Below are 23,187 nucleotides of genomic sequence, written 5' to 3'. Positions count from 1 at the left end.
ATCGGAGCTCAATGGGATTGCTCCCCCATCAATCTGTCGGCCCCTTCGGCGATCATCTCGGCCGCCAGGAGGCGGCCCAGCTGTGCAGCCTCCGAAGGAGAGCCGGCGGCGGACTTGCGGACCGCTTCGCGGCCGTCGATGGAGACGACCGTGGCGGTCAGGTTCAGAGTGTGCCCGTCATCGGCCGCGAAAGCACCCACGGGAGCGGCGCAGCCGGCCTCCAGTGCGGACAACACGGCGCGTTCGGCGGTCACCGCGCTGCGCGTGCGCGGGTCGTCGAGCACGGCCAGGGTCTCGACCAGGTCGGCGCGGCCGGCCAGGCACTCGACGGCGAGCGCGCCCTGGCCGGGGGCGGGCAGCAGCTCCTCGACCTCGAAGATCTGCGCGATCTCGCCGCCGCGGCCGAGCCTGGTCAGCCCGGCGCTGGCCAGCACGACAGCGTCGAGCTCGCCCGCGGCGATCTTGCCGATGCGCGTGTCGGCGTTGCCGCGGATCGGGACGTACTCAAGGTCGGGGCGCAGCGCGCTCAGCATGGCGACCCGGCGCGGCGAGCCCGTGCCGACCCGGGCCCCGGCGGGCAGGTCGGCGAACTTGTGCGAGCCGACCAGCGCGTCGCGGTGGTCGTGGCGCTCGGGGAGCGCGGCCAGCGTGAAGCGCGGGTCCTGCTTGGTCGGCAGGTCCTTGAGCGAGTGGACGGCGAAGTCGATCTCGCCCTCGACCAGCTTGTCCCGCAGCGCGCTGACGAACACGCCGGTGCCGCCGAGCTGCGCCAGGTGGGCCTTGGTCACGTCGCCGAAGGTCGTCACGCCCACCAGCTCGACCGGACGCCCGGTGCGCTCGGTGAGGGCGTCGGCCACCATCTGGGACTGCGTGGTCGCCAGCACACTGCGGCGGGTGCCCAACCGCAGGTTCACAGCTCCACCTCCCTCACGGCCGCGGGCATCTTCGGGTCGAGATCGAACAATTCACGCAGGGCTTCCGCATAATGATCGCCCCCTGGACCGGCGGCGAGCTGCTTGACACGCACAGTCGGCTCGTGAAGCAGTTTGTCAACGACCCTCTGCACGGTCATGGCGACTTCGTCCCTGGCCTTGTCGTCGAGATCGGGCATACGCATCATCAGGCGGCCGAGCTCGGACTCGACCACGCCCGCCGCCTTGCTGCGCAGCGCCACCACGGTGGGGGTGACGCGGGCGGCGCGGGCGGCGTCGAGGTAGGTGTTGAGCTCCTCTGCCACGAGGGCGCGCACGGACTCGACGGCGTCGCCGCCGTGCGAGCCGATGCCGGACTCCTGGATGGTCTCCAGGTCGACCAGTGTGATGCCGGGCACCTCACGCACGGCCGGGTCGATGTCGTGCGGCAGCGCCAGGTCCAGCAGGAACGCGCCCCTGGTCAGCATATCCGGGGTGATGACGTGCCGCCCCGCACCGGTGCAGGTGATGACGACGTCGGCGCCCGCCAGCTCCTCGCGCACGGCGGCGAACCCGACGGCCCGGCCGCCGACCGAGTCGGCCAGCCGCGCGCCCCGCTCGTACGTGCGGTTGGCCACGACGATGTCGGTGACGCCGGCGCGCTGCAGCGTGACGGCGGCCAGCGAGCTCATCGAGCCGGCGCCCACCACCAGCGCCCGCCGCCCGGCCAGGTCGCCCGCGAGCGCGAGGCCCGCCGAGACCAGCGAGGGGCCCGCCTGGTCGATGCCGGTGTCGGCGTGGGCGCGCTTGCCGACGCGCAGCGCCTGCTGGGTCAGCTCGTTGAGGGTCGCGCCGACCGTGCCGTGCTTCTGGGCGAGCTTGAGCGCCTGGCGGACCTGGCCCAGGATCTGGCCCTCGCCGACGGCCATGGAGTCGAGGCCGCACGCCATCGAGAACAGGTGCTCGACGGCCCGCTCCTCGTAGTGCACGTAGAGATGCGGGGTCAGCTCGTCGGCCGGCACACCCGAGTGCACGGCCAGCAGCCCGCTGATCGAGGTGACCGCGGCGTGGAAGCGGTCGACCGTGACGTAGATCTCGACCCTGTTGCAGGTCGAGATCACCATGGCCTCCGCGACGCTGGCGTCCTGCTGCACGTCGTGCAGCAGCTTGACCAGCGCGTCACCGGTCACCGAGACGCGTTCGAGAAGAGCCACCGGAGAGGTCCGGTGGCTTAGTCCGATCGCCAGAACACTCATTGACCGTCCACCGCCATGAGTGGCCCCCCAGCTTTGCGTTGCTCGTGGAACGCGAGAATCTGCAGTTCGATTGACAGGTCGACCTTCCGGACGTCGACGGTGTCCGGAACGGTGAGGACGACTGGGGCGAAGTTCAGGATGCTGGTCACGCCCACGGCGACAACGCGATCGCACACTTCCTGCGCCGCTGCCGCCGGTGTCGCCAGTACCACGATCGAGACTCCACGCCGCCTGATGACGGCTTCCAGTTCGTCGATGTGCTCCACATTCAACCCCGCGATGGTGTCGCCCACGACTTCGGGGTCGGCGTCGAAGAGCGCGGCCACGCGGAAGCCCCTGGAGACGAAACCGCCGTAGTTCGCCAGGGCGCGGCCGAGGTTGCCGACCCCGACGATCGCCACCGCCCAGTCCTGGGTGAGGCCGAGTTCGCGGGAGATCTGGTAGACGAGGTACTCCACCTCATAGCCTACGCCGCGGGTGCCGTACGAGCCGAGGTGCGAGAGGTCCTTGCGGAGCTTGGCCGAGTTCACGCCCGCGGCCACGGCCAGGTCCTCCGAGCTCACGGTCGCGACGCCGCGCTCCGCCATCCCGTGCAGCGCCCGCAGGTACAACGGAAGCCTGGCGACCGTCGCCTCGGGGATGCCGCGGTCACGGGACTGGGACGTGCTCTTCACGTGCCGGAGCTCCAGGGAACGGGCGGTGGGGACCGCGTGAACGGATTAGAACCGTCTTTCAGGTTAATCCCTTTGTGAACCGATGCACAAAGTAGGGGCGCTACCGTTGGGGACATGCATCGCATCACCTTGCTCGGCAAGCCCGGCTGCCACCTCTGTGACGACGCCCGCGCGGTCATCGCCAGGGTGGCCGGAGAGCTGGGTGTGCCGTGGGAGGAGGTCAGCATCGACTCCTCCGAGGAGCTGAGGGAGAAGTACTGGGAGATGATCCCGGTGACGTTGATCGACGGCGTGCAGCACGACTTCTGGCGGGTCGACGAGACCCGCCTGCGCGCCGCCCTGGCCTAGAACATCACGGTGGGCAGCGGCACCACCTTCGCGGCGTTGACGTTGAGCTCGATGACGTTGGTGGCCAGGACCATCGCCTGACGCTCGTTGAGGAAGCGCTCGACGTGCGGCTGGCGCTGGTGGTCGCGGTAGGCGACCTCGTCCCGGTAGAGCTCGTAGACGATGCGCTGCAGGGGGGCCGACTTGACGGCGTGGCAGGCGTAGACGAGCGTGTCGGGCTCGCTGCGGCGCACGGCCTCGACGGTGGCCTCCGCCAGGCGGTCGAACGCGGCGCCGGCGCCGTCCATGATCGTGAAGACGGTGAGCAGGCCGTAGATGCTGGGCGCGGGACGGCCCCCGCCCTGCTGCGGCTGCGGCTGCGGTTGCGGTTGCGACGGGCTGAACAGCTCGGCGCCCGGGTAGGCCACGCCGGTGCCGGGCATCGAGTAGTCGGGCCGCTGGGGCGGGGGCTCCATGCGCGGGGAGGTGTCCATGCGCGGGGGCGGGGAGCCGTTCATGATGTAGCCGGTCGCCGGGCCGGTGTCGGGGGCGGCCCCCATGCGGGCGGCGTAGTCGACCTGCTGGTCGCCCGCCCGGTACTCGGCCACCAGGTCGCCCAGGCCGGGTGAGCGGCGCGGGGGCGCCACGGGAGGCGGCTCGGCGGCCGGCACGGGCTCCGGCGCGGCCCTGCGTCCCGGCCGGTGCTCCCGGTCGTCGTGCGGCGCCTCAAGCTCGTCCTCGTCGTCGTCCTCGTACGGCGCCAGCGGGCGCAGCACGGTGTACCAGATCGCCGCCGAGCCCACCGCGAGCAGCGCCGTGGTGAACAGCGGCGGGACCGCGAACCGCATGGCGCCCACCAGCGCGATGCTCGACGGCGCGATGACCAGGACCGCGTGCAGGTTGTCGGTGTCGTACTCGTCGCCGCCGCGCCACTTGAGCGCGGCCACCACCACGCACGCCAGCAGGACGAGCACGTCGATCGCGTGCACGCCGATGAGCAGCTTGTCCGGGATGAGCCCCCACAGGGCCGAGCCGGACGGCAGCTTCTTGCCCAGATCGGTGGACCTGAGCGGGTCGAAGGTCAGGATCGCGACGGAGACGACGGTGAGCGCGATGCCGAACAGCCATGCGAGGAATCTCGGCGGCACCTTGTCGGCCATCAGCTGGATCAGGCCCACGGCCAGCCAGAGCGGCGCCAGCAGCGAACCCGTCACCTGGTAGATCCGGAACGTGACCGGCCCGAAGCCCAGGACGGAGCCGATGGCGACCACGGCCAGCGACAGGCACAGGGCTCCAGCTGCAACGGTCCAGGCGATCAACCAGCCCTCGGGCTCGTCGCGCAACCGGCGGATCAGGGCTCCGGTCGCGACGGCGGCGAGGAGCGCACCGGCAAGGGCTATGACAGCAACAAGGATCTCCATGGTGACTCCAATGCTGCCGGACGATGCCTCCCGGCCGGTAGCCGAAGAGGAAACAGGCGCTCCATGAGGGGCTTCGCCGCAGGCTGTGGGGTATGCGCCTATACGGTATAGGGCGATTACTCGTAGCCATGCCAGCGGGCACGGATTGTGGAATTTCGAGTTGATTTCTAGAGTATTCGAGCACGCCGCACCCCTTACCCCTAGGGATATCGGATGCCTGATTCGTGGCCGTTCGCCGGGCTGCTTGCTCCGCCGGTCGCTGGACCTGCCCGGACGGGCGAGCTTGGCGTGCGCGAAGAAGTGCCCGACGACATCCGCACGCTGGTGCTGCACGCCAAGAACGGATGCACGGACTCCTTTGGCACGCTCTACGACCGCTACGTGGACCTGGTCTACCGCTACATCTACTTCCGCGTCGGCGCCCACCAGCTCGCCGAGGACCTCACCAGCGAGACCTTCCTGCGCGCGCTGCGCAGGATCGGCGACTTCACCTGGCAGGGCCGCGACTTCGGCGCCTGGCTCGTCACCATCGCCAGGAACCTGGTCGCCGACCACTTCAAGTCCGGCCGCTACCGACTGGAGATCCCTACGGGGGAGCTGATCGACGTACCGCTCGAAGGCTCGCACATCCCGGAGAACGCGGTGGTCACCGCCATCATCAATGACCGGGTGCTGCGCGCCGTCCGCGATCTCAATCCCGACCAGCAGGAATGCGTGGTGCTGCGCTTCCTGCACGGCCTCTCGCTCGCGGAAACCGCGTTGATCATGGGGAAGAAGAGTGGAGCGATCAAAGCGCTGCAGTTTCGAGCCATTCGAACGCTCGCCAGGGCACTCAAGCACGACCTGGCGTAACCTCCCCCACCCGCACCTCGTTAGGCCAGTTGTCACGGCTGGATCCCTCAGGGAGCTGTCATGAGTAGGGCGCGCAGGCGGCGGGAGCTCGTCATCGAGCGTCTCACGGAGCTGCGGGGCCCGTCCGTGGGCGGCGGGCCGGAGCCGGCCTTCCGCGAGCGGCTGCGCGAGGACCTGGTCTCCGGCCGCCTGCTGCTGTCGGCCCCCGACGAGGAGCGCGCCCCGGCCCCGGCCGGCCCGCCCGTCCGGCGCCGCCGCCCGCTGCTGTCCCAGCTCGCCACGTTCGGCCTGGCGGGGGTCATGGTGATCGCCGCCTTCACCACGTACCAGGCGGTCCCTGGCGACACGCTGTACCCGCTCAAGAGGGCCGCGGAGAGCACCTTTGTGCACCTGAGCACCGACGACGCGGAACGCGGCGCGCGCGAGCTGGCCTCGGCCGAGACCCGTGCCAAGGAGGTCGCCAGCCTGCTCGGCTCGTCCACCGACAGCCCGCTGGTGGGCGAGACGCTCAAGGACATGGAGGACTCCACCCGCTCCGGCATCAGCCGGCTGACGCGGACGCAGCCCCGCTCGTCCAAGATCAAGAAGTTCGCGCAGAAGCAGCGGGACGTGGTCGAGCCGATGCTGGACCAGCTCAACGAGGCACAGAAGGGACAGGCCGCGGGCTACCTCGACTACATCGAGGGGCTCGTGGCACCGGCTAGGTAAGCTGAACCGCATGTGGCGGCTAATGCGACGACGACACGAGGTTGGGGCCGAGGCCGCCGGCGAGGCCGCGGCGCGGGCGGCGGTCACCGTCGCGCCGGCCGAGCCGGTCGAGCCCGACCTGGAGGCGGCGGCCTTCTTCGACGTCGACAACACCATGATGCGCGGCGCCTCCATCTACCACTTCGCCCGCGGCCTTGCCACGCGCGGCATGTTCACCACCTCCGACCTGCTGAAGTTCGCCGTGGGCCAGGCCGTGTTCCGGCTGCGGGGCAACGAGAACCCCGAGCACATCGCGGTCGCCCGGGAGACCGCGCTCGCCTTCGTCGCGGGCGCCAAGGTCGACGACGTCGTCCATCTCGGCGAGGAGATCTACGACGAGGTCATGGCCGACCGCATCTGGGGCGGCACGCGCGCGCTCGCGCAGAGCCACCTCGACGCCGGCCAGCGGGTGTGGCTCGTCACGGCCACGCCCGTCGAGCTGGCCCGGGTCATCGCCCAGCGGCTCGGCCTCACCGGCGCGCTCGGCACGGTCGCCGAGACGGCCGGTGGCATCTACACCGGCCATCTGGTGGGCGACCTGCTCCACGGCCCGGCCAAGGCGGAGGCGGTGCGCGCGCTGGCCCGCCGCGAGGGGCTCGACCTGACCCGCTGCACCGCCTACAGCGACTCGGCCAACGACCTGCCGATGTTGTCGCTGGTCGGCAGCGCGGTGGCGATCAACCCCGACAGCGAGCTGCGCGAGCACGCCAGGAAGCACGACTGGCCGGTCAAGGACTTCCGCACCGGCCGCAAGGCCACCATGACGGCCCTGCCGATCGCTGCCGGGGTCGGCGCGATCGCGGGCGGCGTCGCGGCGGGCATCGCCCTGCGCAGGCACTACCGCTCCCACTGACCCGCCTATCGCAGGCGCTCGAACAGCTTCGCGGCCTCGGGCTGCCGCCATTCGAGCCGGTTCGGATCGTCCTTGGCCGGCTTCCACGGCACGGTGACGAACGACATCCGCGTCGCGGACGTGCTCGTGGCCAGCTCGACCATGGATTCGAGGCTCATGTCCGTCTTGATCGACTTGCTCACCTGTCCGAGGAAGGCGTTCAGCCGGTTCGGGTCGGAGGCCGCGCTCTTCGCCTTCTTCAGCAGCGCCAGCATCAGGATCTGCTGCCGCTTGATCCGCTGGACGTCCGAGCCGTCGCCGTAGCGGCGCAGGCGGGCGTAGCCGAGGGCGCTCTCGCCGTCGAGCTGGACCCTGCCCGCGGGCAGCTTCAGCTTCGACGCCTTGTCGTCCACGGGCGTCCTGAGCGTGATCTCCACGCCGCCGAGCGCGTCCACCATGCCCTTGAAACCGGTGAAGTCGACCTCGACCGTGTGGTCGATGCGGACGTCGGTCAGCTTCTCCAGCGTCTTCCTCAGGCAGCTCGCTCCCCCCGAGTTGTACGCCGAGTTGATCATGTCCCGTCTCGCCGGCTGCGACCCGCACGCCGGGATGCGCACGAGCGAGTCGCGCGGCAGGCTGACCCCGACGGCCGCGCCGCGGTCGGCGGGCACGTGCACGAGCAGGATGGTGTCGGAGCGCCCGCCGCCCTTGCCGGGGGTCCTGGCCATGGCGGGGCCGTACTTGGCGTTGCCCGGCCCGTCGCGCGTGTCCGAGCCGATCACCAGGATGTTGCGGGCGCCGCTCATGTCGGCCGCCCCCGGGCCCATCGCCGGCGCGGCCACGGTGTTGCCGTTGACCAGCAGGGTCGGCACCGCGACGGCCGCGGCCGTGCCCACGGCGACGAGCCCGGCCGTCCAGAAGGGCGTCCACCTGCGGCGCGGGCGGTCCCGCAGCAGGCGTTCGCGCTGGCGGACGAGCGTCGCGGGCGGCTCGTGCTCCAGAGCCCCGCCGAGGTCGCGGAGCATCCTCAGATCGTCCATGGTCACTCCTCCTCCAGCATGGGGTTGGTGTCGCCGAGCGCGGCCCGCACCTTCCGCCTGCCCCTGTTGAGGCGGGAGCGCACGGTTCCGATCGGGATGCCGAGCGCCTGGGCGGCCTCCTCGTACGTGAGGTCCCCCCAGGCGATCAGCAGCAGGACGTCCCGGTCCTTGGCGGGAAGCGCGGCCAGGGCGCCCGCCAGACGGGGTCCGGCGGCCTGCGCGGTGACCCCCGCGGCGACGCGGTCGGCGGGCGACTCCACGTCGTGGTCGACGGGGGCACGCAGGAACGCCCGGTAACGCGCCGCCTCCTTGCGGTGGTGGCGGGAGATGAGCTTGGTGAGGATCCCGAAGAGCCACGGCCTGGCGTCGGGGTACGACAGGTCGTAGCTCTTCCTGCGGGAGAAGGCGACAAGGAACGTCTCACCGACGAGATCCTCGGCGGGCTCGGGGCCGAGGCGTTTGGAGACGTACCGGTAGAGCATGGCGGAGTAGCGGTCGAACAGCTCGGCGAACGCCTCCGGTTCCGTCAAGGAGGCGCTCACCAGCTCCGAGTCCGCCCCTCTGGTGGCGGGTTGCGTGATCATCTCCGCCCTTCTGTGGGGAATCGGTCACGGATGTCTTGCCACAACCCGCCAGGAGGGTTCAGATCTCCTTGAGGAAGCCGCCGTCCACGGCGATGTCGGCGCCGGTCGTGCTGCCCGAACGCGGCGAGACCAGCAGGGCGACCATGTCGGCGATCTCCTGCGGGCTCACCAGACGCCCGGTGGCCAGCTTCATCATGCCGGGGGCGACCTGGGCGATCACGTCGTCCTTCGACGCCCCGGCCATCCCGGCGATGACGTCGGCGGCGCCGCCGTCCTTGGTCCACCAGTCGGTGAGCACCGGGCCGGGCGAGATCGTGTTCACCCGGACGCCCTGCGGGCCGTACTCCTCGGAGACGGCCTTGCTCACGTGGTTCATGGCGGCCTTGGCCGCGCCGTAGTCCACGTTCATGGCGCCGGGCTGGCGGGCCGAGCCGGAGGAGATGTTCACGATCGAGCCGCCGCCGCGCTCCACCAGGTGGGGCACGGCCGCGCGGATCATGCGTACGGCCGAGAACAGGTTGAACTCGAACATGACCTGCCAGTCGTCGTCGCCGGGCGTCAGGAAGCCGATCCGGGGCAGCGTCACGCCGGGGGGCGGCCCGCCGGCGTTGTTGACCAGGATGTCCACGCCGCCGAACTCCTCGACGGCGCGGGCGATCACCTGGGCGGGCGCCTGCGGGTCCATCAGGTCCACCGCGACGTGCGTCACCTTGGCGTCGGGCGCGGTGCGCGAGGCCGCCACGACGTGCACGCCCTCCTCCGCCAGGGTGCGCGCCACGGCCAGGCCGATGCCCTTGGACGCGCCGGTGACGACGGCCACACGGCCGGAAAGCTGGAGATCCATCGAAGAGGTTCCTCTCGGGTGTCAGTGACTACACCGGGAAGAACACCGGCCCTGCGCGACCGGTTGCACTTTCACAGAAGCGGCGGGAAGGCCGGCCCTCTGCGCAGCCGCAACTCGTTGAGCATCTGCTGGATGACCTCGCGCACGTGGTCGGTCAGGTTGAACACCAGCATCGGGTCGTCGGCCGCGGCGGGCTCGTACTCGTCGGTGCGGATCGGCTCGCCGAACTCGATCATCCACTTCGACGGCAGCGGCACCAGCCCGAGCGGCCCGAGCAGCGGGAAGAACGGCGTGATCGGCAGGTAGGGGACGCCGAGCAGGCGGGCCAGGAACTTCAGGTCGCCGATCTTCGGATAGATCTCCTCGGCCCCCACGATGGCCGTGGGCACGATCGGCACGCCCGCGCGGATCGCCGAGGCCACGAACCCGCCCCGGCCGAACCGCTGCAGCTTGTAGCGCTCGGAGAACGGCTTGCCGACCCCCTTGAACCCCTCGGGGAACACCCCGACCAGCTCGCCCTTGCGCAGCAGCCGGTCGGCGTCCTCGGGGCAGGCCAGGGTGTGGCCGGTCTTGCGGGACAGATGGCCGAGCAGCGGAAGCTGGTAGACCAGGTCGGCCCCGAGCAGGCGGACGGCCCGCCCGGCCTCGTCGTGCAGCGCGACCTGCATCATGAGCGCGTCGACCGGCAGCGTGCCCGAGTGGTTGGCCACCACCAGCGCGCCGCCCTCGGCGGGCACGTTCTTCAGCTCGGCCGTCTCCACCCTGAACCAGTGGTGGTAGAGCGGCCTGATCAGTTCGAGCAGCACCTTGTCGGTCAGCTCGGGGTCGTAGCCGAACTCGTCGACGTCGTACTCGCCGGTGATGCGCCGGCGGACGAACGCCAGCACCCGGGCCAGCGGATCGGGCTCCTCGAACGAGGGCGCGGCGCGGATCGGGATCACGCGGCCCTCCTCTTCGTCGTGCGGCACGCTCACGTACGCACACCTCCGAACGGATGCATACCCCGCGAACGCACGAAGTCGTCGAAGGCCGCCGCGGTGGTGTACTTGGGCCGCCAGCCCAGCTCGGCCTCCAGCTTGGAGGTGTCGACCGCCCGGCCGTAACTCATCAGCCGGAGCTGCTCGGGCGAGTACTCGACGAGGCCCACCCGGCGCACGGTGTTGCCGAGCGCGCGGAAGACCGGCGAGAACAGCGGCAGCGACGCCCGCCCCGCCCGGCGCGCGCACTGCGACAGCAGCAACACGCCTGCCCCGGCCACGTTGAACGTGCCGGGGTGGTCTTCGTTCGCCATCCTGCGCAGCACCTCGACCGCGTCGTCCTCATGGACGAACTGCAACCGCGGATCGAAGCCGAACACCGTCGGCAGGACGGGCTGGGTGAAGTAACGCGTGAGCGGCGAGTCGACGCCCGGACCCATGAAGTTGGCGAAGCGCAGCAGCGACACCGTGACGTCGGGCCGGCGGCGCGCGAAACCGCGCACGTAGCCCTCGACCTCGGCCGCGTCCTTGGCGTAGCCGTGGACGGGGCCTTCGTGCGGCTCCAGGTCCTCGGTGAACACCGCCGGATCGCGCGGGGACGAGCCGTAGACGGCGGTGGTGGAGCGCACCACCACGCGCCGCACGGTCGACGACCGCTGGCAGGCACCGAGCAGTTGCATGGTGCCTATGACGTTGTGCTCCTTCATGGCAGCCCTGCCGTCGCCCTTGGACGGGGCGCTGACCAGGCTCATGTGCACAACGGTGTCGATGTCCGCGGCCGCGATCACCTGAGCGATGTCGGGGCTGCGCAGATCGACCCGGACGAACTCCGTCCGGCCCAGAGTGATGCCGCCATCCCGCGTCAGCGAGGGGGGCGGCACGGTGTCCACTCCGATGACGCGGCTGATCTCCGGGTCAGCCGCGAGGACGCTCGCCACCCGGGCGCCTATGTGGCGCGAGACCCCGGTGACAAGCACGGTGTGGGTCATCAGCGCCTCGCAGCTGCGTCGGTTACTTCTTGTTACGCCGCTGGATGCGCGTCTTCTTGAGCAGCTTGCGGTGCTTCTTCTTGGCCATCCGCTTGCGGCGCTTCTTGATCACAGAGCCCACGGGACCCCCAGGTACTGATAGCAAGTCTGAATCGATGTGCGAGCGCACACCGGGTGACAGACTACCGGCGATCCGAGGTGGATCGCCCCTTGGGGGGTGAAAGCCCGGCCTCGTGGTGCGCAGGCCGGGCCTCTCCCGCGACCGAATTCACGGCGCGTTCGGGCGCGCCGCTACTTCAACCTGCCTCGATGTAGGCCTCCCGCAGATAGTCGTGGACCGCCTGCTCGGGCACTCTGAACGACCGGCCTACTCGGATGGCCGGCAGCTCACCTGAGTGGACGAGCCGGTACACCGTCATCTTGGACACCCTCATGACCGTCGCCACTTCTGCCACGGTCAGGAACTTCACCTCGCTGAGAGGTCTTTCGCCTGCACCCATCGGACGCCTCTTCCGCACGTGTTTCCGGGTTATCCCCACTGGTGCCATTGCTCACGCACGTGTACTGCCGTCAGCGTAAGTCGGGACTCCGGGTGCGCAAACCCCCTATTTTCTCAGTCCACGGAGCCACCTGTCAGCCGGACCAGTAAAGTCGCTGGTTAGCAGCCAGGCCGAGCACCTCGCCTGGACCTTGGAACTGTCCAAGTTGCCACACATAAGAGTCGCCCAAGCACCATCAAAAGTTGGCAAAGGGACAGCGAGCCCCTTGGAATGCAGGCGCGAAAAGACGGTATGGGGAGGGCCGTTTTCGACTCAAAGGGCTCGTGAGACCAGAGTGACCAACCGCTCGGTCAGCGGAGCGTAATAGCGCGGTAGCACATTGTCGTCGAGTGGCACGACCACGTCGATCTTTCCCTCGGCCTCGCCGAGGAACAGTCCGGGGTCGTTGCTGTCGGCGAAGGCCACCGTCGGCACCCCCGCCTCGCCCGCCGCTCCCGCCCAGCCGTGGTCGGCGATCACCAGGTCGGGCAGCTCGCCTTCGAGCTCGTCGAGCATGTGCCGCATCGGGGCCGAGTCGTGGGTGTGCACGAAGCCGCCGCGGTCGTCGAGCATGGCGACGTCCTGGAGGTAGCGCAGGCGGCGCGCCCGGCCGAAGTCGGAGCCGGCGTACGTCCAGCCCTCGGCCGGGGTGAGCAGGGTCGCACCGCGCTCGACGGCGAACCTGGCCAGCGGCAGGTGGACGGCGAGCAGCCCGGTCGGGTGCCCGGTGGCGAACAGCACGCGCGGGGCCGGCCGCGCCAGCACGGACGCGATCCGATCGGCCATGGCGTCGATCGCGTCGATCGTCAGGTCGGCGTCGATGGTGTCCTGGCCCCGGCGGTGACCGGGATCGGCGACCACGCCCGCCGACTTGGCCATCAGGGCGAGGACGTCCCGGAAGGACCACGGCTGCTCGAACGTCAGGCCGAGCATGTAGTAGGGGTCGCGGTTGGCCAGCGAGCTGTAGTGGTCGAGGTTGTTCTCGCGCGACGTCGCGACGTCACCGGCGATGCGGGTTCGGATCAGGTGTCGGCGGAGTTCGTCGCGGCTCAGCACAGGTCTTCCTCATCAGGGGCACGTCAAGCGTCGTCAGGGCATCGGGTCGAGGCCGTGCAGGGGGAACACCGCGCGCCGGGTCGCCATGACCGCACGGTCGATGGGGTCCGCTGGGTCATAACCGTCGGAGAAGTCGTGAAATTCCGGGTGTCGTCCGTCGGTCATGGTCAGCGGGGGCACCTCGCCGGTGCGCTCTCTGACGTACTGGCGCCAGCTCTCGGGGGTGGGCGTGGCCGGATCGACGGGATGGCCGGCGGCCTCGGCGATGAGGTGCGTCCAGATGCGCGGCACGACCTGGACGAGCTCGTAACCGCCGCCGCCCACCGCGATCCACCGGCCGCCCGCCGTCTCGTGCGCCAGCTCGTGCAGGGCGGCGTAGGCGGCGCGCTGGCCGTCGATGCTGAGCATGAGGTTGGCGAGGGGGTCGAGGGCGTGGCTGTCGCAGCCGTGCTGGGTGACCAGGATCTCAGGGTCGAACTCGCGCAGCAGCGGCGGCACGACCGCGTGGAAGGCGCGCAGCCAGCCGGAGTCGCCGCAGCCGGCCGGGAGCGCCACGTTGACGGCCGTTCCGTCCGCGCCGGTCTCGTGGGGGAAGCCGGTGCCGGGGAACAGCGTGCGGGGGCTCTCGTGCAGGCTGATCGTCAGCACGCGCGGGTCGTCGTAGAAGACGGCCTGCACGCCGTCGCCGTGGTGCACGTCGACGTCCACGTACGCCACCCGCGTGGCCCCCTGCTCCAGCAGCCAGGCGATGGCCAGGGCGGGGTCGTTGTAGACGCAGAAGCCGCTGGCGGCGGCCGGCATGGCGTGGTGGAGCCCGCCCGCGACGTTGACCGCGTGCTCGGCCGCGCCCTCCCAGACCGCGCGCGCCGCCGCCAGGGATGCCCCCGCGATCAGCGCGGACGCCTCGTGCACGCCCTTGAAGGCGGGGTTGTCGGTGGTGCCGAGCCCGGCCCGCAGGTCGGGCACGCCGGCGACCGAGACGCCCTTGACCGCCTCGATGTAGCCGCGGTCGTGGACCAGGGCCAGCTCGTCGTCGCCGGCGGGCACGCAGCCGGCCATCTCGACCTTGTCGAGCACGCCCAGCGCGCGGGCGAGCGCGATCGTCAGCTCGACCCTGATGGGTGCCAATGGGTGGCTTGGGCCGAAATTGTAGGAGGTGAGAGCTTCGTCCCAGATGACCCGTGCCGTTCGGCTCATGCCTCGCCCTTCGCGCGCTCCCTCACCTTGCGCCGACGTTACCGCAGCGCCCTCTTCTGGTTGTAGCCCGGGTGATCGTCGCGGACGCCTTCGGTCGCATCAGCAATTTCGTGACTTAGTGTTTTATGGTGCGCTGGGCGCGACCTTTCCTCAGAATCTTGAATTTCTTCCGACGACCCCGGGTTTTCGACACCACGATCGTGGTCGTGCTCGCCGTGCTCGCGGGCCTCGGGCTGCTCCTCTCGTCCTTCCAGACGGGGATGGCGGGGGCGTTGGGGTCGGCGCACTTCCTGCTGACCAGCGTGCTGCTGCTGGTCCGCCGGAGCAGGCCGGTGCCGGTGGCGGCGGCCGTCACGGCGCTCGACGTGATCGGCATCGCGGCGGGGCTGGTGACGTCGGCCAGCGCTCCGGAGGCCATCGCCTTCTACAGCCTGGCCCGCTACTCCTCCGGCCGTCCGTCATTGGTCATGACCGTCGCGGGGATGGTCGCCTACGGCGCGGTGATGGAGATCAAGGGGCCGGGCCTCGGCCAGTTCCTGGCCGGCGCCTTCGTCGTCGCGATCCCGGCCGGGATCGGCGCGCTGGTCAAGGCCAGGGCCGAGCTGAACGAACGCGGCAGGCGGGAGGCCGCCGACGCCGCCGTACAGACCGAGCGGCGGCGCATCGCGAGGGAGCTGCACGACGTCGTCGCGCACCACATCACCGTGATCAACGCCCTGGTCGGCGGCGCGCGGGCCACACTCGCGCCCGAGCAGGAGGTCACCCGCGAGGCGCTGGAGAGCGCCCAGCAGACCGCCCGCCAGGCGATGGCGGAGATGCGCCGGCTGCTGCACGTCCTGCGCGCGGACGGCAACGACGGTCCGGATGCCGCGACCGGCGTGGGCGCCGACCGGCTGCCCGCGCTCATCGGCGAGGCCAGGAGCGCCGGGCTGCCCGCCAGCCTGACCGTCACGGGCGAGCCGGTGACGCTGCCCTCGGCCGTGGACCACGCCGTCTACCGGATCGTGCAGGAGGCCCTGACCAACACCCGCAAGCACGCGAGCGGCGCGCGGGCCAGCGTGCTCCTGGCCTACGGGTCCGCGGCGGTCGAGATCGAGGTGCTCGACGACGGGGTGGCCCAGCAGGGCGGCACGCCCGGGTTCGGGCTCGGCGGCATGGCCGAGCGGGTCGCGCTGTGCGGCGGAAGGCTTTCGACCGGCCCGCGTCCCGGGGGAGGATTCCGGGTGCACGCCCGCATCCCCCTGGAGGCAACATGATCACGGTGCTGCTGGTCGACGACCACGAGCTGGTGCGCAAGGGGTTCAGGCTGATGCTCGACGCCCAGCCCGACCTGTCGGTGGTGGGCGAGGCCGCCGACGGCGAGCGGGCCGTCGAGCTGAGCCGGCGGCTGCGGCCCGACGTGGTGCTGATGGACCTGCACATGCCGGGGCTCGACGGCGTGCGGGCGACCGAGCTGATCACCTCGGAGCTGCCGGGCGTGCGGGTGCTCGCGCTGAGCACGTTCGACCTGGACGAGAACGTGGTCGCGGCGCTCAGGGCGGGCGCCGACGGCTTCCTGCCCAAGGACGTCTCCCCCGAGGAGCTGATCGAGGGCGTCCGCGTGGTGCACCGGGGCGAGTCGGCGGTCGCGCCGCGCCTGCTGACCCGGCTGATCGGCACGTTCGTCCGGGCGACGAGGCCGCCGGCCGCGCCCGTGCCGCGCGTGCTGGAGGCGCTGACCGAGCGCGAGCGGGAGATCCTCGTCCTGATCGCCAGGGGCCGGTCGAACACCGAGATCGCCGGGGAGCTGGCGGTCTCCCCCTCGACCGTCAAGAACCACGTGACCAGCCTGTTCGCCAAGATCGGGGTCAGGGACCGGGCCCAGGCGGTGATCGCCGCGTACGAGGCGGCGCTGATCAAACCTGGAGACTAGGACCAGGCTCCCAGGCGGCGCCCGGCAAGAACGTCCTCACGGCCGAAGAGGAACGCGGGCCGCCGACGGCACGCTTGAGTGCATGACGGCGATTCGCGCAACCAACCTGAGCAAGCGCTACGGCGGCACCCATGCCGTCGCGGACCTGTCATTCGACGTCGAGCCCGGTCAGGTGACCGGGTTCCTCGGGCCGAACGGCGCCGGCAAGTCCACGACCATGCGCATGATCCTGGGCCTCGACCGGCCCTCCGGCGGATCCGTGCTGGTGGACGGGCGGCCCTACCAGGAGCACCGGCACCCGCTGCGCAAGGTGGGCGCGCTGCTGGACGCCAAGGCCGTGCACGGCGGGCGCAGCGCCCGCAACCATCTGCTGGCCATCGCCCAGAGCAACGGCATCCCGGCGAGCCGGGTGAACGAGGTGCTGGAGTCCGTCGGCCTGCGCGAGGTGGCGCGACGGCGGATCGGCGGCTTCTCGCTCGGCATGTCGCAGCGCCTCGGCATCGCGGCCGCGCTGCTCGGCGACCCTGAGATCCTGCTCTTCGACGAGCCGGTCAACGGGCTCGACCCCGACGGCATCCTGTGGATCCGCACGTTCATGCGCAAGCTGGCCGCCGAGGGGCGGACGGTCTTCGTCTCCAGCCACCTCATGAGCGAGATGGCCCAGACGGCCGACCACCTGGTCGTCATCGGCCGGGGACGGCTGATCGCCGACACGAGCGTGCAGGAGTTCATCGGACGCAGCTCCCAGGGCTACGTACGGGTGCGCTCCCCGCGCCTGGCCGAGGTCGCGGACCTGGTCAAGGTGGGCGAGCTGTACCCGGACCACCTGCGCGTCACCGCGATGAGCACGCTGGAGATCGGCACCCTGACCGCGCGGGCCGGGATCCCCCTGGAGGAGCTGACGTTCGTGCAGCCCTCGCTCGAAGCGGCCTACATGGAGCTCACCAAGGACAGTGTGGAGTACTCGTCATGACAGACATCCTGAGGTCCGAATGGACCAAGATCCGTTCGGTGCGGTCGACGGTGTGGACGCTCGCCGTCACCGCCCTGCTCATGATCGGCCTGGGCGGGCTCATCTCGTTCGCGTCCAAGGCCACGGCCGACGGGCGGCCCATCCCCGGTGACCAGGCCGTCATGGCGGGCCTCTCCGGCATCATGTTCGCCTCGCTGGCCATCGCCACCCTGGGCGTGCTGGTGATCTCCAGCGAGTACCGGACCGGCGGCATCCGCACGTCGATGATGGCGGTGCCGCGGCGGATGAGGCTGCTCGGCGGCAAGGTCGTGGTGTTCACCGCGACGGCGCTGGTCGTCAGCACGATCGCGTCGGCCGCCGCGGTGGCCGTCGGCCTGGCGATCATCCAGCCGGCCTCGGTCGACCTGGGCGCGACGGCGCGGTCCGTGCTCGGGGCCGGGCTCTACCTCACCGCCTGCGGCCTGTTCGGGCTCGGGCTCGGCACGGTGGTCCGGCACACGCCGGGCGCGCTCGTCTCGGCCATCGCGCTGATGCTGGTGCTGCCGCAGCTCACCGGCATGCTGCCCGGCCAGTGGGGCAAGACCGTCTCCCACCACTTCACCACCAACGCCGGCATGGAGGTCGTGATGGACCAGCCCGGCAACCCGCTGGGGCCGTGGAGCGGGCTCGGCGTCTACCTGCTCTGGGTCGCCGTCGCGGTGGTCGCCGGGGCCGTCCTCATGCAGCGGCGGGACGCCTGAGCCGCACGGCCGCCGGTCAGCCCGAGGCGAGCTGGCGCCCCCGGTCGCGGGCGGCCTCGATGGCGGCCAGGAAGGCGGCGCGCACGCTGTGGCGCTCAAGCTCGGCGATGGCCGCGATCGTGGTGCCGCCCGGCGAGGTGACGGCCTCCCGCAGGATCACCGGGTGCTCACCGGAGTCGCGCAGCATCACGGCCGCGCCGACGATCGACTGGGTGACCATGTCGAGCGCGGCCGCCCGCGGCATGCCGAGCAGGATGCCCGCGTCGACCATGGCCTCGACCAGGTAGAAGAAGTAGGCGGGGCCACTGCCGGACAGCGCGGTCGCGGCGTCCTGCTGGGACTCGGGGATGCGCAGCACCTTGCCGACCGGCTTGAGCAGGCCCTCGGTGAGCTTCAGGTGCTCCTCGCCCGCGTGCGCGCCCGCCGAGATCACGCTCATCGCCTCGTCGAACTTGATCGGCGTGTTGGACATGACCCGGACCACCGGCACCTCGACGCCGAGCCGCTGCTCCACGAACGCGGTGGTGATGCCGGCCGCCGCAGAGATGACCAGGCGGTCGGCCGGGACGTAGGGGGCGATCTCGGCCAGCAGGGTCGCCATGTCCTGGGGCTTGACGGCCAGGATCAGGGTGTCGGCCGCCTTGGCCGCCTCGGCGTTGTCGACCGTGCGCACGCCGTAGGTCTCGCGCAGCGCCTGCGCCCGCTCCGGCCTGCGACTGGTCGCCATGATGTCGCCCGGCTCGAACCCGGCGCGCAGCAGCCCGGACAGCAGGGCCTCGCCCATCTTGCCGGTGCCCAGAATCGCGATCATCTCGACCTCTCGGAGGGGAACGGACGCGGGCCCAGCCTACTAGCCTCTCGACAGCAGCGATCTGAGGAAGAAGGCCAGGTTGCGGGGGCGTTCGGCCAGGCGGCGCATGAGGTAGGCGTACCAGTCGGCGCCGTACGGGACGTACACGCGCACCTGGCCGCCCAGACCGGCCAGGCGGCGCTGCTCGGCGGGGCGCACGCCGTACAACATCTGGTACTCGAAGCCGTTGACGTCGCGGCCGTCGAGCACGGCCAGGGTGGAGGCGATCTGGATCATCCTCGGGTCGTGCGTGGCGATCATGGGGTAGCCGGTGCCCGCCATGAGGATCCTGAGGCAGCGCACGAACGAGCGGTCGATGTCGGCCGGCCTGCTGTACGCGCCGGGGGCGGTGTAGGCCCCCTTGCAGAGCCGTACGCGGGCGCCGACCAGCTTCTCGCAGCGTTCGAGCGCGTCCGGCAGGTACGCCTGGACCACGATCCCGACGTCGGGATGCTCCTTGCGCAGCGTGGCGTGGACGAAGTGCAGGCCGCCGATCGTGTCGTGCTCCTCGGCGTCGAGCGTGACCGTGATGCCGCGGGGCGCGGCCGCCTCGCAGATGGTGGCCGCGTTGTCCAGCGCGACCTGCTCCGACAGCCGCAGCCCGAGCGCGGTCAGCTTGACCGAGGCGTCGCCGCCGGGCGGGAGCCGGTCGAGGAGCGACAGGTACTCGCGCACGGCCTCCTCGGCCTGCCGCCGGTCGGTCACCTCCTCGCCCAGGTGGTCGACGGTCACGAGCAGGCCCTCGTGGGACAGCTCGCGGATGATCCCGCCGACGTCGTCGGCGACGTATCGCTTGACCACGTCCCTGGTCAGCGGCGAAGTGGTGATGACGCGTTCGGCGCGTTCGCTCTTGGAGACGGCCAGCATTGCCTGACGAAGCACGTGACCCACACTAACCGCCCACTTCCTGGGTATATCGCTGAACCGCGGGCCTGCCCTTTTCGTCTTATGGATATGCGCACAATGACGACAGCGACTCTTCTCGCCGGTTCTCTGGTGCTCGCGACGAGTTGTGCCACAGCGCCGCCGGCCGCCCGCCCGTTGCCGCAGGCGCCCGTCGAGCACTCCGTGACACCGGTCACCACCGGCCCGACCAAGGGGCCTGAGCCGGTCAAGCCGGTCGGCGACGCCATCAACGTGCACAAGGTCCGCTGGACCAAGGCCACGCCCGTCTCACGTGGCAAGCAGGTGAGGCTCACCTGGTGGTCGGGCGTCGAGCCGTGCACCGTGCTGGACGAGGTCAAGGTCAAGGAGACCGCCAAGAAGGTCACCATCACCCTGTACGAGGGCACCTCCCCCAAGGCCAAGAGCGTCTCCTGCATCATGCTGGCCGTGGAGAAGACCACGACCGTCAAGCTCAAGCACGCCCTCGGCAAGCGCAAGCTCGTGGACGGCGCGAAGCCCTAGCGTCCGGGGCGCCGGCAGTCCTTGGGAACGGCCGGGCGCGCGTCGGTCCAGCCGTTCCCCGGCAGGTACGTCACGGCCTGCCCCCCCGCGGTCGCGTAGGCGGCTGCGGTGAGCGGCTCGCCCCTGCCCTGGTCGAGGAGCAGCTTGGGTTGCGGCTCCTCGACGCGCGACGCCTTCGGCTCGGTGACCACCTCCAGTCCCTGCCTGCCCTCGGGGTCACGGACGACGCCGCGCGACGGTGGCGGGCAGGCCCGCCAGGTACCGGAGCACCGTGGCCCGCCGGTCGGGACGCAGCGGCAGCCTGGTGAAGCGGGCGGCGTCCACGCGGTCGAGGACGTCCTCCTCGTGACCTGCGTCCTGGCGGCCGGCAACCCTGCGATCGGGTGGAACCACCAGGCGTTCGCCCCCGTTACGCGTGTTGTGTGGAATCGCGGTGGTTGTTGCCCGATTGCCGGGAATGCTTTCGCGCTCAGAGGGGTTGAGTCGGGTAGGCTCAAGTCGTTTGACAAAGACGACACGCATCCGTAGCTTGAGTCCAACCGACTCAACTTTGACTACAAGGACGTACTCATGGCACGTGCGGTAGGTATCGACCTTGGGACGACCAACTCCGTCGTCTCGATCCTCGAGGGCGGTGAGCCCACCGTCATCGCCAACGCGCAGGGCTCGCGGACCACGCCGTCCGTGGTCGCCTTCGCGAAGAACGGCGAGGTCCTGGTGGGCGAGGTCGCCAAGCGGCAGGCCGTCACCAACGTTGACCGGACGATCCGCTCGGTCAAGCGCGAGATGGGCACCAACTGGTCCCAGGAGATCGACGGCAAGAAGTTCTCCCCTCAGCAGATCAGCGCCTTCGTGCTGCAGAAGCTGAAGCAGGACGCCGAGGCGTACCTGGGCGAGAAGATCACCGACGCGGTGGTCACCGTCCCGGCGTACTTCAACGACGCCCAGCGCCAGGCCACCAAGGAGGCCGGCACGGTCGCGGGCCTCAACGTGCTCCGCATCATCAACGAGCCGACCGCCGCGGCCCTCGCCTACGGGCTCGACAAGGAGCAGGACCAGACGATCCTGGTCTTCGACCTCGGCGGCGGCACCTTCGACGTGTCGCTGCTCGACGTCGGCCAGGAGGACGGCCACGGCTTCGTCGAGGTCAAGGCCACCTCCGGCGACAACCACCTCGGTGGCGACGACTGGGACCAGCGCGTGGTCGACGAGCTCGTCAAGCGCTTCCAGAACGCCCACGGCGTCGACCTCGCCAAGGACAAGATGGCCCTCCAGCGCCTGCGTGAGGCGGCGGAGAAGGCCAAGATCGAGCTGTCCAGCCAGGCCGAGACCACCATCAACCTGCCCTACATCACCGCTTCCTCCGAGGGCCCGCTGCACCTCGACGAGAAGCTGACCAGGGCCGAGTTCCAGCGCCTGACGGCCGACCTGCTCGAGCGGACCAAGGGCCCGTTCCACCAGGTCATCAAGGACGCCGGCATCAAGGTCTCCGACATCGCCCACGTGGTGCTCGTCGGCGGCTCGACCCGTATGCCCGCCGTCACCGAGCTCGTCCGCGAGCTGACCGGCGGCAAGGAGCCCAACAAGGGCGTCAACCCCGACGAGGTCGTCGCCATCGGCGCGGCTCTCCAGGCCGGCGTGCTCAAGGGTGAGGTCAAGGACGTCCTCCTGCTCGACGTGACCCCGCTGTCGCTGGGCATCGAGACCAAGGGCGGCATCTTCACCAAGATCATCGAGCGCAACACGACGATCCCGACCAAGCGCTCGGAGGTCTTCACCACGGCCGAGGACAACCAGCCGTCGGTGCAGATCCAGGTCTACCAGGGCGAGCGCGAGATCGCCTCGTACAACAAGAAGCTGGCCACCTTCGAGCTGACCGGCATCGCCCCGGCGCCGCGCGGCATCCCGCAGATCGAGGTCACCTTCGACATCGACGCCAACGGCATCGTCAACGTCTCCGCCAAGGACCTGGGCACGGGCAAGGAGCAGACGATGACGATCACCGGCGGCTCCGCGCTGCCGAAGGACGACATCGCGCGCATGATGCGCGAGGCCGAGTCGTACGCCGAGGAGGACAAGAAGCGCCGCGAGGAGGCCGAGGTCCGCAACAACGCGGACGGTCTGGCCTACCAGACGGAGAAGTTCCTCCGCGAGAACGACGACAAGGTCCCCGGCGACATCAAGACCGAGGTCAACGACGCCCTGGCCGAGCTGAAGAAGGCTCTTGAGGGCACCGACACCGACGTCATCCGCACCTCCGCGGAGAAGCTCGCCACGGTCAGCCAGAAGATGGGCTCGGCGATCTACGCCGCCAGCCAGGGCCAGCAGGCCGGTCCCGAGGGCGCTCCGCAGGACGCCACGGCCGGTCAGGGCGCCAAGGCCGACGACGACGTGGTCGAAGCCGAGATCGTCGACGAAGACCAGCCGAAGAAGGACCAGTGATGCCGGCGCGTGACAACGGGCACGAGGAGCCGGTGATCCGCGACAAGCGCAAGATCGACCCGGAGACGGGTGAGGTTCGGGAGACCTCGGGCGGGCAGCCCGAGGCGCCCGCCGAGCAGGCGCCGGCGGCGGCCCACGACGGTGAGCTGGCGGCCCAGCTCGCCGAGCGGACCGCCGACCTCCAGCGCCTCCAGGCGGAGTACACGAACTACCGCAGAAGGGTCGAGCGCGACCGGGTCGCGGTCCGCGAGCAGGCCGTCGCCGGCGCGCTGACCGAGCTCCTCCCCGTGCTCGACGACATCGGAAGGGCCCGTGACCACGGCGAGCTGACCGGTGGCTTCGCGAAGGTGGCGGAGTCGCTGGAATCGGTGCTCACCAAGCTGGGTCTCAGCGCCTACGGCCAGAAGGGCGACCCGTTCGACCCGACGGTCCACGAGGCGCTGATGCACAGCTACTCGCCCGACGTGACGGAGCCCACCGCGATCGAGGTGTTGCAGCCTGGATACCGGATGGGTGAGCGGGTGCTGCGCCCGGCACGGGTCGCGGTGGCCGAGCCCGAGGACGCTCCTCCCGCGTCCAATGACGACGAAGCAAACTGACAAAGGACGAAGGGCCGT

28 protein-coding genes are annotated in these 23,187 nt (G+C 70.4%); 11 read left to right on the top strand and 17 right to left on the bottom strand.

Annotation, left to right across the window (positions count from 1 at the left end):
* Nucleotides 1–8 precede the first annotated feature (8 nt).
* From hemC to ACWCSU_RS14310, 3 genes are read right to left on the bottom strand one after another with little or no spacing between them, the layout of a single operon-like run.
* Nucleotides 9–914 carry a hydroxymethylbilane synthase gene (hemC, locus tag ACWCSU_RS14320; protein WP_364082607.1) on the bottom strand — a complete coding sequence of 302 codons (906 nt, stop codon included), beginning with the start codon at nucleotides 912–914 and terminating at the stop codon, nucleotides 9–11.
* The gene (locus ACWCSU_RS14315; protein WP_364082610.1) at nucleotides 911–2,167 is read right to left on the bottom strand and encodes a glutamyl-tRNA reductase; all 1,257 of its coding nucleotides are present in this window, start codon (nucleotides 2,165–2,167) and stop codon (nucleotides 911–913) included. Before ACWCSU_RS14315 ends, hemC begins: the two co-directional genes overlap by 4 nt.
* On the bottom strand, nucleotides 2,164–2,841 hold the full coding sequence (locus ACWCSU_RS14310) for a redox-sensing transcriptional repressor Rex (protein ID WP_357692447.1): 678 nt from the start codon (nucleotides 2,839–2,841) through the stop codon (nucleotides 2,164–2,166). Before ACWCSU_RS14310 ends, ACWCSU_RS14315 begins: the two co-directional genes overlap by 4 nt.
* Nucleotides 2,842–2,955: 114 nt before the next feature.
* Between ACWCSU_RS14310 and ACWCSU_RS14305 the strand changes: the two genes are divergently transcribed.
* On the top strand, nucleotides 2,956–3,189 hold the full coding sequence (locus ACWCSU_RS14305) for a glutaredoxin family protein (RefSeq protein WP_357692449.1): 234 nt from the start codon (nucleotides 2,956–2,958) through the stop codon (nucleotides 3,187–3,189).
* Here the strand turns inward: ACWCSU_RS14305 and ACWCSU_RS14300 are convergent.
* Nucleotides 3,186–4,589, bottom strand: a complete 1,404-nt coding sequence (locus ACWCSU_RS14300; RefSeq protein ID WP_357692451.1) for a putative quinol monooxygenase — start codon at nucleotides 4,587–4,589, stop codon at nucleotides 3,186–3,188. The genes ACWCSU_RS14305 and ACWCSU_RS14300 overlap by 4 nt on opposite strands.
* Nucleotides 4,590–4,877: 288 nt before the next feature.
* Here ACWCSU_RS14300 and ACWCSU_RS14295 point away from each other — a divergent pair, with 288 nt between their 5' ends.
* Genes ACWCSU_RS14295 through ACWCSU_RS14285 form a run of 3 tightly spaced genes read left to right on the top strand, consistent with a single transcriptional unit; the run spans nucleotide 4,878 to nucleotide 7,041 of the window.
* Nucleotides 4,878–5,441, top strand: a complete 564-nt coding sequence (locus ACWCSU_RS14295; RefSeq protein ID WP_397036427.1) for a sigma-70 family RNA polymerase sigma factor — start codon at nucleotides 4,878–4,880, stop codon at nucleotides 5,439–5,441.
* A 60-nt stretch (nucleotides 5,442–5,501) separates the two neighbouring features.
* Nucleotides 5,502–6,149, top strand: a complete 648-nt coding sequence (locus ACWCSU_RS14290) for a DUF5667 domain-containing protein (RefSeq protein WP_364082620.1) — start codon at nucleotides 5,502–5,504, stop codon at nucleotides 6,147–6,149.
* 22 nt (nucleotides 6,150–6,171) lie between these two features.
* Nucleotides 6,172–7,041 (top strand): HAD family hydrolase, encoded by an 870-nt coding sequence (locus tag ACWCSU_RS14285; RefSeq protein ID WP_357692457.1) that lies wholly within the window; start codon nucleotides 6,172–6,174, stop codon nucleotides 7,039–7,041.
* Nucleotides 7,042–7,046: 5 nt separating this feature from the next.
* Here ACWCSU_RS14285 and ACWCSU_RS14280 read toward each other — a convergent pair whose 3' ends face one another.
* From ACWCSU_RS14280 to ACWCSU_RS14240, 9 genes are all read right to left on the bottom strand, one after another.
* The gene (locus tag ACWCSU_RS14280) at nucleotides 7,047–8,060 is read right to left on the bottom strand and encodes an LCP family protein (protein WP_357692459.1); all 1,014 of its coding nucleotides are present in this window, start codon (nucleotides 8,058–8,060) and stop codon (nucleotides 7,047–7,049) included.
* A gap of 2 nt (nucleotides 8,061–8,062) precedes the next feature.
* The gene (locus tag ACWCSU_RS14275) at nucleotides 8,063–8,644 is read right to left on the bottom strand and encodes an RNA polymerase sigma factor (protein WP_357692461.1); all 582 of its coding nucleotides are present in this window, start codon (nucleotides 8,642–8,644) and stop codon (nucleotides 8,063–8,065) included.
* A gap of 58 nt (nucleotides 8,645–8,702) precedes the next feature.
* The gene (locus ACWCSU_RS14270; RefSeq protein ID WP_449935299.1) at nucleotides 8,703–9,488 is read right to left on the bottom strand and encodes an SDR family NAD(P)-dependent oxidoreductase; all 786 of its coding nucleotides are present in this window, start codon (nucleotides 9,486–9,488) and stop codon (nucleotides 8,703–8,705) included.
* Nucleotides 9,489–9,559: 71 nt separating this feature from the next.
* A complete protein-coding gene (locus ACWCSU_RS14265) occupies nucleotides 9,560–10,462 on the bottom strand; it encodes a lysophospholipid acyltransferase family protein (protein ID WP_397036421.1) in 903 nt (300 codons plus the stop codon).
* Complete coding sequence (locus tag ACWCSU_RS14260; RefSeq protein ID WP_357692465.1) at nucleotides 10,459–11,454, bottom strand: NAD-dependent epimerase/dehydratase family protein; 996 nt, start codon at nucleotides 11,452–11,454, stop codon at nucleotides 10,459–10,461. The genes ACWCSU_RS14265 and ACWCSU_RS14260 overlap by 4 nt, the downstream gene beginning before the upstream one ends.
* A gap of 22 nt (nucleotides 11,455–11,476) precedes the next feature.
* Nucleotides 11,477–11,575 carry a 30S ribosomal protein bS22 gene (locus ACWCSU_RS14255; RefSeq protein WP_018654693.1) on the bottom strand — a complete coding sequence of 33 codons (99 nt, stop codon included), beginning with the start codon at nucleotides 11,573–11,575 and terminating at the stop codon, nucleotides 11,477–11,479.
* 175 nt (nucleotides 11,576–11,750) lie between these two features.
* The gene (locus tag ACWCSU_RS14250) at nucleotides 11,751–11,954 is read right to left on the bottom strand and encodes a helix-turn-helix domain-containing protein (protein ID WP_026214222.1); all 204 of its coding nucleotides are present in this window, start codon (nucleotides 11,952–11,954) and stop codon (nucleotides 11,751–11,753) included.
* A 312-nt stretch (nucleotides 11,955–12,266) separates the two neighbouring features.
* Nucleotides 12,267–13,049: a phosphatase gene (locus ACWCSU_RS14245; RefSeq protein WP_449935298.1), complete on the bottom strand. Its 783-nt coding sequence runs from the start codon at nucleotides 13,047–13,049 to the stop codon at nucleotides 12,267–12,269.
* A 33-nt stretch (nucleotides 13,050–13,082) separates the two neighbouring features.
* Nucleotides 13,083–14,246: an acetoin utilization protein AcuC gene (locus tag ACWCSU_RS14240; RefSeq protein WP_449935297.1), complete on the bottom strand. Its 1,164-nt coding sequence runs from the start codon at nucleotides 14,244–14,246 to the stop codon at nucleotides 13,083–13,085.
* A gap of 158 nt (nucleotides 14,247–14,404) precedes the next feature.
* On the opposite strand from ACWCSU_RS14240, the gene ACWCSU_RS14235 reads away from it, so the two are divergent.
* From ACWCSU_RS14235 to ACWCSU_RS14220, 4 genes are all read left to right on the top strand, one after another.
* The gene (locus ACWCSU_RS14235; protein WP_449935296.1) at nucleotides 14,405–15,502 is read left to right on the top strand and encodes a sensor histidine kinase; all 1,098 of its coding nucleotides are present in this window, start codon (nucleotides 14,405–14,407) and stop codon (nucleotides 15,500–15,502) included.
* Nucleotides 15,499–16,158: a response regulator gene (locus tag ACWCSU_RS14230; protein WP_449935294.1), complete on the top strand. Its 660-nt coding sequence runs from the start codon at nucleotides 15,499–15,501 to the stop codon at nucleotides 16,156–16,158. Before ACWCSU_RS14235 ends, ACWCSU_RS14230 begins: the two co-directional genes overlap by 4 nt.
* An 82-nt stretch (nucleotides 16,159–16,240) precedes the next feature.
* Complete coding sequence (locus ACWCSU_RS14225) at nucleotides 16,241–17,131, top strand: ABC transporter ATP-binding protein (protein ID WP_357692476.1); 891 nt, start codon at nucleotides 16,241–16,243, stop codon at nucleotides 17,129–17,131.
* On the top strand, nucleotides 17,128–17,871 hold the full coding sequence (locus ACWCSU_RS14220) for an ABC transporter permease subunit (protein WP_449935293.1): 744 nt from the start codon (nucleotides 17,128–17,130) through the stop codon (nucleotides 17,869–17,871). The genes ACWCSU_RS14225 and ACWCSU_RS14220 overlap by 4 nt, the downstream gene beginning before the upstream one ends.
* Before the next feature lie 16 nt (nucleotides 17,872–17,887).
* On the opposite strand, the gene proC is transcribed toward ACWCSU_RS14220, so the two are convergent.
* Together proC and ACWCSU_RS14210 are read right to left on the bottom strand one after the other, a co-directional pair.
* On the bottom strand, nucleotides 17,888–18,682 hold the full coding sequence (gene proC / locus ACWCSU_RS14215; protein WP_357692480.1) for a pyrroline-5-carboxylate reductase: 795 nt from the start codon (nucleotides 18,680–18,682) through the stop codon (nucleotides 17,888–17,890).
* A 39-nt stretch (nucleotides 18,683–18,721) separates the two neighbouring features.
* Complete coding sequence (locus tag ACWCSU_RS14210; RefSeq protein WP_357692482.1) at nucleotides 18,722–19,603, bottom strand: proline dehydrogenase family protein; 882 nt, start codon at nucleotides 19,601–19,603, stop codon at nucleotides 18,722–18,724.
* 81 nt (nucleotides 19,604–19,684) lie between these two features.
* Here ACWCSU_RS14210 and ACWCSU_RS14205 point away from each other — a divergent pair, with 81 nt between their 5' ends.
* Nucleotides 19,685–20,128 carry a hypothetical protein gene (locus ACWCSU_RS14205; protein ID WP_357692484.1) on the top strand — a complete coding sequence of 148 codons (444 nt, stop codon included), beginning with the start codon at nucleotides 19,685–19,687 and terminating at the stop codon, nucleotides 20,126–20,128.
* On the opposite strand, the gene ACWCSU_RS14200 is transcribed toward ACWCSU_RS14205, so the two are convergent.
* Together ACWCSU_RS14200 and ACWCSU_RS14195 are read right to left on the bottom strand one after the other, a co-directional pair.
* The gene (locus ACWCSU_RS14200) at nucleotides 20,125–20,319 is read right to left on the bottom strand and encodes a hypothetical protein (RefSeq protein ID WP_449935291.1); all 195 of its coding nucleotides are present in this window, start codon (nucleotides 20,317–20,319) and stop codon (nucleotides 20,125–20,127) included. The two genes, ACWCSU_RS14205 and ACWCSU_RS14200, sit on opposite strands and share 4 nt — an antisense overlap.
* A 25-nt stretch (nucleotides 20,320–20,344) precedes the next feature.
* Nucleotides 20,345–20,521 (bottom strand): hypothetical protein, encoded by a 177-nt coding sequence (locus ACWCSU_RS14195; RefSeq protein ID WP_449935289.1) that lies wholly within the window; start codon nucleotides 20,519–20,521, stop codon nucleotides 20,345–20,347.
* 177 nt (nucleotides 20,522–20,698) lie between these two features.
* Here ACWCSU_RS14195 and dnaK point away from each other — a divergent pair, with 177 nt between their 5' ends.
* Together dnaK and grpE are read left to right on the top strand one after the other, a co-directional pair.
* The gene (gene dnaK, locus ACWCSU_RS14190; RefSeq protein ID WP_357692488.1) at nucleotides 20,699–22,570 is read left to right on the top strand and encodes a molecular chaperone DnaK; all 1,872 of its coding nucleotides are present in this window, start codon (nucleotides 20,699–20,701) and stop codon (nucleotides 22,568–22,570) included.
* On the top strand, nucleotides 22,570–23,169 hold the full coding sequence (gene grpE / locus ACWCSU_RS14185) for a nucleotide exchange factor GrpE (protein WP_357692490.1): 600 nt from the start codon (nucleotides 22,570–22,572) through the stop codon (nucleotides 23,167–23,169). The genes dnaK and grpE overlap by 1 nt, the downstream gene beginning before the upstream one ends.
* Nucleotides 23,170–23,187: the final 18 nt, after the last annotated feature.

The sequence above is a fragment of the Nonomuraea sp. NPDC001699 genome, from assembly GCF_053596455.1.
This window is presented reverse-complemented; position numbering and strand designations above follow the sequence as displayed.